The 285-nt window shown below is 39.3% G+C and carries 1 protein-coding gene; it reads right to left on the reverse strand.

Annotated elements, in window-relative coordinates; translation table 11 throughout:
• A partial coding sequence (locus tag D479_RS19720; RefSeq protein ID WP_039872002.1) for a transposase occupies nucleotides 1-273 on the reverse strand: 273 nt, incomplete at its 3' end.
• Nucleotides 274-285 lie beyond the last annotated feature (12 nt).

Raw genomic sequence — 285 nt, forward strand, 5'->3', positions numbered from 1 at the left:
GGAGAAGTCTGGAATGTGAAAGAGAGCGGAAGCTTCACGTATGGAGGCTCCTGTTTCCTGAATATAGTTAATTACCTTCAGTTTAAAGGCAGGAGGGTAGTTTGTATAGGGAAAGTGAAAAGCTTCATTCCCATGATACTCAAACAATTTGACCCAATATCGTAACGAAGAATTATCGATGTCGAGTTCTTCGGAAAGTCCTCGTATACTGATGTTTTCGTTTTGATATCTCCACACAATGCTTAACTTTTCTTCTTTACTCCATTTATTCATAGAAATGCCCCC

The sequence above is a fragment of the Halobacillus sp. BAB-2008 genome, assembly GCF_000328325.1.
Taxonomy (GTDB): domain Bacteria; phylum Bacillota; class Bacilli; order Bacillales; family Halobacillaceae; genus Halobacillus.